The organism is Micrococcus sp. PSi08 (assembly GCF_054960655.1).
In genome coordinates this window covers 93,551-101,244 of sequence record NZ_JBHNYP010000006.1, presented here as the reverse complement: position 1 = coordinate 101,244, position 7,694 = coordinate 93,551, and the positions used below count along the sequence as shown (strand labels likewise).

Annotated in this window: 6 protein-coding genes and 1 pseudogene; 2 read left to right on the top strand and 5 right to left on the bottom strand. The window is 70.0% G+C overall.

Annotated features, from left to right (window positions below; all coding sequences use genetic code 11):
• From ACFI33_RS03355 to ACFI33_RS03345, 3 genes and pseudogenes are all read right to left on the bottom strand, one after another.
• On the bottom strand, positions 1-215 hold a 215-nt coding region (locus tag ACFI33_RS03355; RefSeq protein ID WP_462623764.1), incomplete at its 3' end, for a hypothetical protein.
• A 254-nt stretch (positions 216-469) separates the two neighbouring features.
• Positions 470-1,792: a type I restriction-modification enzyme R subunit C-terminal domain-containing protein gene (locus tag ACFI33_RS03350; protein ID WP_306432500.1), complete on the bottom strand. Its 1,323-nt coding sequence runs from the start codon at positions 1,790-1,792 to the stop codon at positions 470-472.
• Positions 1,781-2,815: pseudogene (locus ACFI33_RS03345) on the bottom strand (DEAD/DEAH box helicase family protein); the annotation flags it as partial. The pseudogene ACFI33_RS03345 and the gene ACFI33_RS03350, both read right to left, overlap by 12 nt.
• 14 nt (positions 2,816-2,829) lie before the next feature.
• On the opposite strand from ACFI33_RS03345, the gene ACFI33_RS03340 reads away from it, so the two are divergent.
• Together ACFI33_RS03340 and ACFI33_RS03335 are read left to right on the top strand one after the other, a co-directional pair.
• Positions 2,830-3,990 (top strand): helix-turn-helix domain-containing protein, encoded by a 1,161-nt coding sequence (locus tag ACFI33_RS03340; protein ID WP_327036660.1) that lies wholly within the window; start codon positions 2,830-2,832, stop codon positions 3,988-3,990.
• Positions 3,987-4,526, top strand: a complete 540-nt coding sequence (locus ACFI33_RS03335) for a nucleotide-binding protein (RefSeq protein ID WP_256093471.1) — start codon at positions 3,987-3,989, stop codon at positions 4,524-4,526. Before ACFI33_RS03340 ends, ACFI33_RS03335 begins: the two co-directional genes overlap by 4 nt.
• A gap of 277 nt (positions 4,527-4,803) precedes the next feature.
• On the opposite strand, the gene hutH is transcribed toward ACFI33_RS03335, so the two are convergent.
• Together hutH and hutI are read right to left on the bottom strand one after the other, a co-directional pair.
• Complete coding sequence (gene hutH, locus ACFI33_RS03330) at positions 4,804-6,417, bottom strand: histidine ammonia-lyase (RefSeq protein WP_371510512.1); 1,614 nt, start codon at positions 6,415-6,417, stop codon at positions 4,804-4,806.
• Positions 6,418-6,446: 29 nt separating this feature from the next.
• Positions 6,447-7,652: an imidazolonepropionase gene (gene hutI, locus ACFI33_RS03325; RefSeq protein WP_462623763.1), complete on the bottom strand. Its 1,206-nt coding sequence runs from the start codon at positions 7,650-7,652 to the stop codon at positions 6,447-6,449.
• Between the last annotated feature and the right edge of the window lie 42 nt (positions 7,653-7,694).

Below are 7,694 nucleotides of genomic sequence, written 5' to 3'. Positions count from 1 at the left end.
GCTTCATCGATGTATTCGCCTGGATCTAGCGCATTCGCCACCTCGGCAAGTACCTGGCACATAGCATGGCGCCGCACTCGTCCACGCCCCTGTTCGCCGTAGGCTACGGCAAAATCGAGAAGGTGCGTACGAACTTCCCGGATGCTTTCCGTGACCAGAAGGTCACCAGCCAACTGAAGCACTTCATCGATTCGACGACGTCGCTCACATTCCATTGGGGAAGTCTGTCTATCGGCACCCTCCGGCCCTGGGGGCAGAGCGATCAATGTCTCTGTTGGTGGGGTAACGCCCGGACCTGGGGAAGAGCCACAGTGCGGACAACGTGCACGAGCAGTTTCTTTCCTATGGCCTCGCTTGGGGGCCCTGGGGCAGGTGACGGGAGTCATGTCTGAACACTACGTGAGCAGTCATAGAAACTGGAGGCTCGCAGAAGGGCGGATATCACGACTCGGCTCACCGTCCGGTCAGGTCATGCGACGACGCCGCGCGCCTCGTCCCCGCCCGCGTTCGCTTCTGGTCCCGGCACCATCGCAGACGTCCGGACGAGGTCCAGCCGCTCGCGCAGGGAGTACACCTGCGCCTCCTCGGACAGGCCGAACGGCCCCCCGGGGGCGTCGTCCGTGTAGGGGGATTCGAACAGCCGGCCGGCGTCCAGGACGCCGTTGGCGGTAAGCTCCTCCACCATGTGACCCAGGAAGCGGATCCGCGCCTGGGTGAGCGTCCGGTCCTGGACGAAGTCCGCGACCACGCCCTGCGCGGCGGCACGATCCATCCCCACTAGCATGCGCACGAACAGGCCCAACTGTCCCTCGCCCTCGGACTTCGCCGCGGCCAGGTGCGCGTCCTCGGCCCCGATGCTCCGGAGCAGCTGTTCGAGCGACTCCAGGTCCGGCTCGGTGAGCTGCTTGCCGTGGCGCAGCTTCTGCAGCGCCAGCGAGGACTCGTTGTGGCGCAGCGGCTCGCTGACCTTGGCCCAGAACCGTTCGATGTCCACGCCGGGCGTCGGCCGCACGACGTCGACCTCCTCAAGCTGCGTGAGCGTGTCCGCAAAGTCCGTGTATACGCGGGAGCGGCGGACCTTCTCGATGAACTGGACGAGCCCGCGCAGCTTCTTCCGGGCGTGCTCGAGCATGCCGAGAGTGACGCCCTCCCACCATTCCTCCCCGGCCACGGCCTCGAGGAGGATGATCTGTTCCTTCACGGCGGGGATGGCGTCCTTGGAGAGCAGGTTCTCCCCGAGGGACTGCACCGTGGCCCGGATGCGCTCGGCCGTGCCAGCCTCCCCGGTGAGGTCTGCCAGCTGCCGGCGCACGATGAGCAGGTCGAAGCGCTTGGCGTCGACGTCCTCCCCCGGCAACCCGGTGACCACCCCGGCCAGCGCACGTGCCCGTTCGGCGGCCTGGGCGCTCAGGGACGTCCACGCCTCAGGCCGCTGGAACTCCTCGACCTCCCGGCGGAGAGGGCGGGCCAGGACGTTCTCGAGGGTCAGGCGGGCGATGGCCGCCTGCAGCTCCTCGGCGGCGGTGCGGCGCAGCTCGCGCACCGCGCGTTCCTCCGGCCCGACGGCGGCGGGCGCCCCAGCGTCGTCGTCCAGGGCGTCGAGGGCGACGACGAGCGCGAGCCGGTCCTCGAACAACCGCTGGGTGAGGGACCTCTGGGTGAAGCCGTCGGACTCCGGGAGGTCCTGGTTGAAGAACTCGAGGTTCTGGCACCAGTCGAAGACGAGGAAGTCCTCCTTGTCCCTCCCCGGCCCGTAGAGGTCCGGGCGCAGGCGGGTGCCGCGGCCGATCATCTGCCAGAACTTGGTCTTGGAGCGGATGAGCTTGAAGAACACGAGGTTGACGACGTCGGGCACGTCCACCCCCGTGTCCAGCATGTCCACGCTGATGGCGATGTGCGGGGCCTTGCCGGGGGTCTTGAAGTCGTCCAGCAGGGCGTCCGGGTAGCGGCTGGCGTGGGTGATGATCTGGGCGTACCGGCCGCCGAGCTCCGGCCACTGGGCGTCGAACCGCTGCAGGATGAACTCGGCGTGCGGCTGGTTCTTGGCGAAGACGATGGTCTTGCCGAGCCGTTCGCTGCCGGCCACCTTGTGGCCGTGCTCCCTGAGGGTGGAGAGCACGCGGTCCACGGTGTCCGCATTGAAGAGGAACCGGTTGATCTCCTCGCTCGAAACCTCCTCGGGCGCCTCGTCCTCGCCCCAGTCCAGCGCGTCCCAGGCCTCCTGCTCCTCGGCGGGAAGCTGATCGTACCGGGTGCCGCAACGCAGGAAGGTGGTGCCCACGGAGACGCCCCGCGGCGGCACCAGGAACCCGTCCGCCACGGCCTCGTCGAGGGTGTAGGCATCAGTCGGCACGCCGGGCTCGAGGCCGAAGAGGCCGTAGGTGTTCCGGTCGATCTCGTCCTTGGGGGTGGCGGTGAGGCCCACGAGAAGGGCATCGAAGTGGCGGAAGATCTCGCCGTACTTGGCGTATACGGACCGGTGGGCCTCGTCCACGATCACCAGGTCGAAGTATCCGGGGTCGAAGCGGGCGCCCTGGCCGGTGGACTCCTGGATGAGGCCGAGCATGGTGGGGTAGGTGGAGGCGTAGACGCGTCCCTCCCCGTGCCGGTTCTTCAGCAGGTTCACGGTGGTGCCGACGAAGCCGTGCTCCACGAAGGCGTCCGCGGCCTGCTTCACGAGGGCCTGCCGGTCCGCCAGGAAGAGCACGCGCTTGACCCATCCGGCGCGGGCCATCTGGTCCACCAGGGCGACGGCGGTGCACGTCTTCCCGGTGCCGGTGGCCATCACCAGCAGTGCGGCGCGGCGCTTGTTCTCGAACGCATCAGCGTATGCGACGAGGGTTCACCGCCAGTGCCATGTGTGCGAGAATCGCACACATGTCGCCGACCACTCCTCATTCGCTGGGTGCCCGTGTACGTGCCGCACGGGAGCGTCGCGGGATGTCCCAGCAGGACCTAGCTACCGCCGTTGGCCTCGAGCGCACCATGGTCAACCGGATCGAAGGCGGACAACGGAAGGTCACTGCCCTGGAGCTGGCCTCCATCGCCGATGCCCTGGGAACCCGAATGCAGTCGTTCTTCACCGAGCCTGCGCCAGCGCTCGTCTCGCACCGTTCCGCCCAGGGGTTGGATACCACCGAGTCGGCCGTGGACCACCTGCTGGCCGAACTCCTCGCAGACGTCGAGTTCCTGCACGACCTGCATCCCATCGAGGGGTTCGGCGTGCGGGACCCCTGGGAGCAGCCCAAGTCCGTTCACGAGGCCGACGACATGGCCGCCCGGGCACGCGAGCACGTCGGGTATACAGCAACGGAACCCGTAAAGGACCTCCAGGCGCACCTGGCCACTGCTGGCCTGCTCCTGTTCTCCCGCAACTTCGGCGTGGACGCCGCTGACGCGGGAACGGTGCTCCTCGCCGAGGGCGGCATCTCCCTGGTGAATTCCACCCCCAAGGTCGGGCGACGCCGCCTCTCCGCCGTGCACGAGCTTGGGCACTACCTACTTGCCGATGAATACACGGTGGACTGGCGCACCGCCCACACCGGCCCGGACATCGAGGGTCGCCTCGATCGGTTCGCTCGAGCATTTCTCCTGCCAGCAGCTGTCCTTTTACAGGAATGGCCCGCCGCAGCTCACTCAAGCGATGTCCGCACTGCCGCTGTGAAGATCGCCGGCACCTACCTGGTGGACATGTCGACCCTGGCCCGCCGACTCCACGACCTGGAATTGGTGGACGCTTCCACGGCAAACGACATCCGCGCTGTGCAGACCACGCAGACGGACATCATCACCCACGATCTGTACCCGTCTGACGAGATGGCAGGCACCACCCAGCCCCGGGTGTACCAGAAGCACGTCATCGCGCTGTTCGAGGCCGAGAAGCTCTCGCGTGAACGCACACTCGACCTCTTGGATGGGACTTTCGACGACGACGACCTTCCGGACCTTCCCCCACGTCAGGAACAGGAGATCTGGGAGTACGTCTCGTGACCGCCGTTCCGGAGACCTACGTCTTCGATACGGGACCACTGCGCCATTTCACCCTGAAAGGATGGCTCGGTGTGCTCAAGTTCCTGACAGCCGGCCATGCCGTGATTCCGGAGAGTGTGGAGCAGGAGATCAGGGACCAGCAGTACCAGCACCCAGATCTCCGGCAGATCTTGGACGCCGAATGGATCGTCGTGGACCGCAGCGAGGACCTCGAGTTCCTCGCGGCCTTCGCCCGATACGAGGAGCACCTTGTGGCGGGCGGTCGGAACCGGGGCGAATGCGGCGTTCTAGCCCTCGGTCGGACGCACGGGTATCGCATCGTGATCGACGACAACGTGCCCCGCGTCCTGGCCAAGCGCGAGAAGCTCGAGTGCACCGGCACCCTCGGGTTGCCCTGTGAGGCGATCCGCAAGGAGCAACTCACCGTTCCCATGGTTGAGAGCCTCGCTGACGATCTCATCATGGGCGATTACCGGCTTCCCTTCGGCCCAGGGGGATTCAAGTGCTGGGCCGAACAACAGGGACTCCTGGGATAAGCCCTTAGCTGGTGTCGTGCTGCAATCGGACTGATCGCGCCGTTCCGGCTTCACCGCACGACACCAACCACATGGCGTTGCCCGGATTGTCTCCCGCCTGATCCATACGATCGTCGGCCGGCACAGGACGACGACGGTGCTCCTCACCTGAGCCGGGGCCAACCGACCCGACCCGCAGGCCGCCCCCTCCACACACAGAGTGGTCACGACACGCCGTCTCGTGCAGACGCACGCGGCGTGTCGTGACCACTCTGCGGCGTCGGACCACGCTGTGGCGTCAGTGCCCCTCGGCCTCGGCGCCCTCGGACTCCTCGGCCAGGTCCTGCGGCTCGGCATCGGCGGATACGCCCGCGAGCGCCTCCGCCACGGCGGCCAGCACGGACCCGTCGCGCAGGGCCTGCTCGGCGGCGGCCAGCTGCGGGGCCATGTACTGGTCCGGGCCGGGGCCGGGGACGCCGGCCTCGCGGATCACGCGGACGGCGGCACCGGTCGCGGCGGAGGGCTGCAGCGGGGCGCGCAGCTCGATCGCGCGGGCGGCGGCCACGAGCTCGACGGCGAGCACGCGGCGGAAGTTCTCCACGGCCGAGCGCAGCTTGCGGGCGGCGTGCCAGCCCATGGAGACGTGGTCCTCCTGCATCGCGGAGGACGGGATCGAGTCCACGGACGCGGGCACGGCCAGACGCTTCATGTCCGAGACGAGCCCGGCCTGCGTGTACTGGGCGATCATCATGCCGGAGTCCACGCCCGGGTCGTCCACGAGGAACGCGGGCAGCCCGTGGGATCGGGCCGGGTCCAGCATGCGGTCGGTGCGGCGCTCGGACATGCTGGCGACGTCGGCCACCGGGATGGCCAGGAAGTCCAGCACGTACGCCACGGGCGCCCCGTGGAAGTTGCCGTTCGAGCTCACCCGGCCGTCGTCGAGCACCACCGGGTTGTCCACGGTGGCGGTGAGCTCGCGCTCGGCCACGGTGCGCACGTACGCGAGGGTGTCGCGCAGGCCGCCGGCCACCTGCGGGGCGCAGCGCAGCGAGTAGGCGTCCTGCACGCGGGAGTCGCCCTCCTTGTGGCTGGCCACGATCGGCGAGCCCGCCAGGATCTTCAGCATCCGGTCGGCGGAGGTCGCCTGGCCCGGGTGGGGGCGCAGCGGCAGGTGCAGCTCCGGCACGAACACGCGGTCGGTGCCGAGCAGCGCCTCCACGGACATCGCGGCGGTGAGGTCCACGGTGTCGGCGAGCTCCTCGAGGTCGGCCAGCGCCATGATCAGCATGCCGAGCATGCCCTCGGTGCCGTTGACGAGGGCCAGGCCCTCCTTCTCCCGCAGCTCGACCGGCTCGATCCCGGCCTCGGCGAGCGCCTCGCCGGCCGGACGCAGCGCGCCGTCCGTCCCGACGACGTCGCCCTCGCCCATCAGCGCCAGGGCCACGTGGGAGAGCGGGGCGAGGTCGCCGGAGCAGCCCAGCGAGCCGAACTCGCGCACGGCGGGGGTGATGCCCGCGTTGAGCATGGCCACGAAGGTCTCCACCACCACGGGGCGCACGCCCGTGCGGCCGGAGGCCAGCGTGGTGGCGCGCAGGAACATCAGCGCGCGGACGACCTCGCGCTCCACCACGGGGCCCATGCCGGCGGCGTGGGAGCGGATCAGGGACTTCTGCAGCTGCGCGCGGGACTCGAGCGGGATGTGCTTGTCCGCGAGCGCGCCGAAGCCGGTGGAGACGCCGTAGGTGGGGGTCTCGGCCTCGGCCAGCGCCTCGACGTGGCGGCGCACCGCGCCGACGGTCTCGAGCACGTCGTCGGCGAGCACCACGCGGGCGTCGTGGCGGGCCACGGCGACGACGTCGTCCAGGGTGGCCCCGGACGTGCCGAGCGTGACGGTGACGGGAGGGGTGGTCATGGTGATGCGTTCTCCTTGCTGTCGGTCGATCAGACGGCCCGGCGGCCCGCGCGCCAGACCGCATGGGTCAGCGGCATGCCGGGGCGGTAGGCCAGGTGGATGGCGGCGGGGGCGTCGAGCACGTGCAGGTCGGCGCGCTTGCCGACCTCGAGGCTGCCGACGCGGTCCTGCGCCCGCAGGCCGATGGCCCCGCCGAGGGTGGCGGCGCGCACGGCCTCGGCGAGGGTCAGGTGCATCTGCAGCACGGCGGTGCCCACGTTGAAGTTCATGGACGTGGTGTAGCTGGTGCCCGGGTTGCAGTTCGAGGCCAGGGAGACCTCGATGCCGGCGTCGAGCAGGCGGCGCGCGGGCGCCAGCGGGGCGCGGGTGGACAGGTCGCACGCGGGCAGGCAGCCGGCCACGGTGCCGGGCGTGCCGGTGGCCGAGGCGCGGTCCCAGCCGGCCCAGGTGCCGGCCAGGGCCTCGACGTCCGCGTCGGAGAGGTGGTTGACGTGGTCCACGGAGGCGGCGCCGAACTCCACGGCCACGCCCACCCCCGGGCCCTGCTCGATCTGGTTGCCGTGCAGGCGCACGCCCAGGCCCGCCGCCACACCCGCGGCGAGCACGCGGCGGGTCTGCTCGGCGTCGAAGGCGCCGGTGTCGCAGAACACGTCCACCCAGCCCACGTGCTCCCGCACGGCCGCGAGCATCGGCCCGACGACGTCGTCCAGGTAGTCCTCCGCATCCCGGCCCGGGGGCACGAGGTGGGCGCCGAGGAAGGTCACCTCGTCCACGAGGCCCTCCTCGCGCAGCCCGGCCAGCAGGCGCGCGTGGCGCGCCTCCTCCTCCACGGAGAGCCCGTAGCCGGTCTTGGTCTCGAGGTAGGTGGTGCCGCCAGCCACCGCGTCGGCCACCCGGCCGCGGACCAGCTCGGCCAGGCGAGCGTCCGAGGCGGCGCGGGTGGCGGAGGTGGTCACGCCGATGCCGCCGGCCGCGTAGGACTCGCCGGCCATGCGGGCCTCGAACTCGGCGGAGCGGTCCCCGTCGAACACGAGATGCGTGTGGGAGTCCACCCAGCCGGGCAGCACGGCGCGGCCCTCGACGGACACCCGGTCGTCCGCCTCCGGGGCGTCCGCGGCGGGGCCGATCCAGGCGATGCGCTCGTCCTCGACGACGACGGCCGCGTCCGTGAGCACCCGCCCTTCGGGGTCGACGGTGGTCAGCTCGGCGATGTCGGTGATGAGCGTGGAGCGCATGGGGGCCTCTCTGCGGGACGGACGGGGGTGGGCCGGTGGGGC

Bases quoted from the DNA above. Each gene is read 5' to 3' on its own strand.
- ACFI33_RS03340 (WP_327036660.1), top strand. From the start codon at position 2,830: ATGCGACGAGGGTTCACCGCCAGTGCCATGTGTGCGAGAATCGCACAC.
- hutH (WP_371510512.1), bottom strand. From the start codon at position 6,417: ATGACCACCCCTCCCGTCACCGTCACGCTCGGCACGTCCGGGGCCACC.
- hutI (WP_462623763.1), bottom strand. From the start codon at position 7,652: ATGCGCTCCACGCTCATCACCGACATCGCCGAGCTGACCACCGTCGAC.
- ACFI33_RS03350 (WP_306432500.1), bottom strand. From the start codon at position 1,792: ATGATCGGCCGCGGCACCCGCCTGCGCCCGGACCTCTACGGGCCGGGG.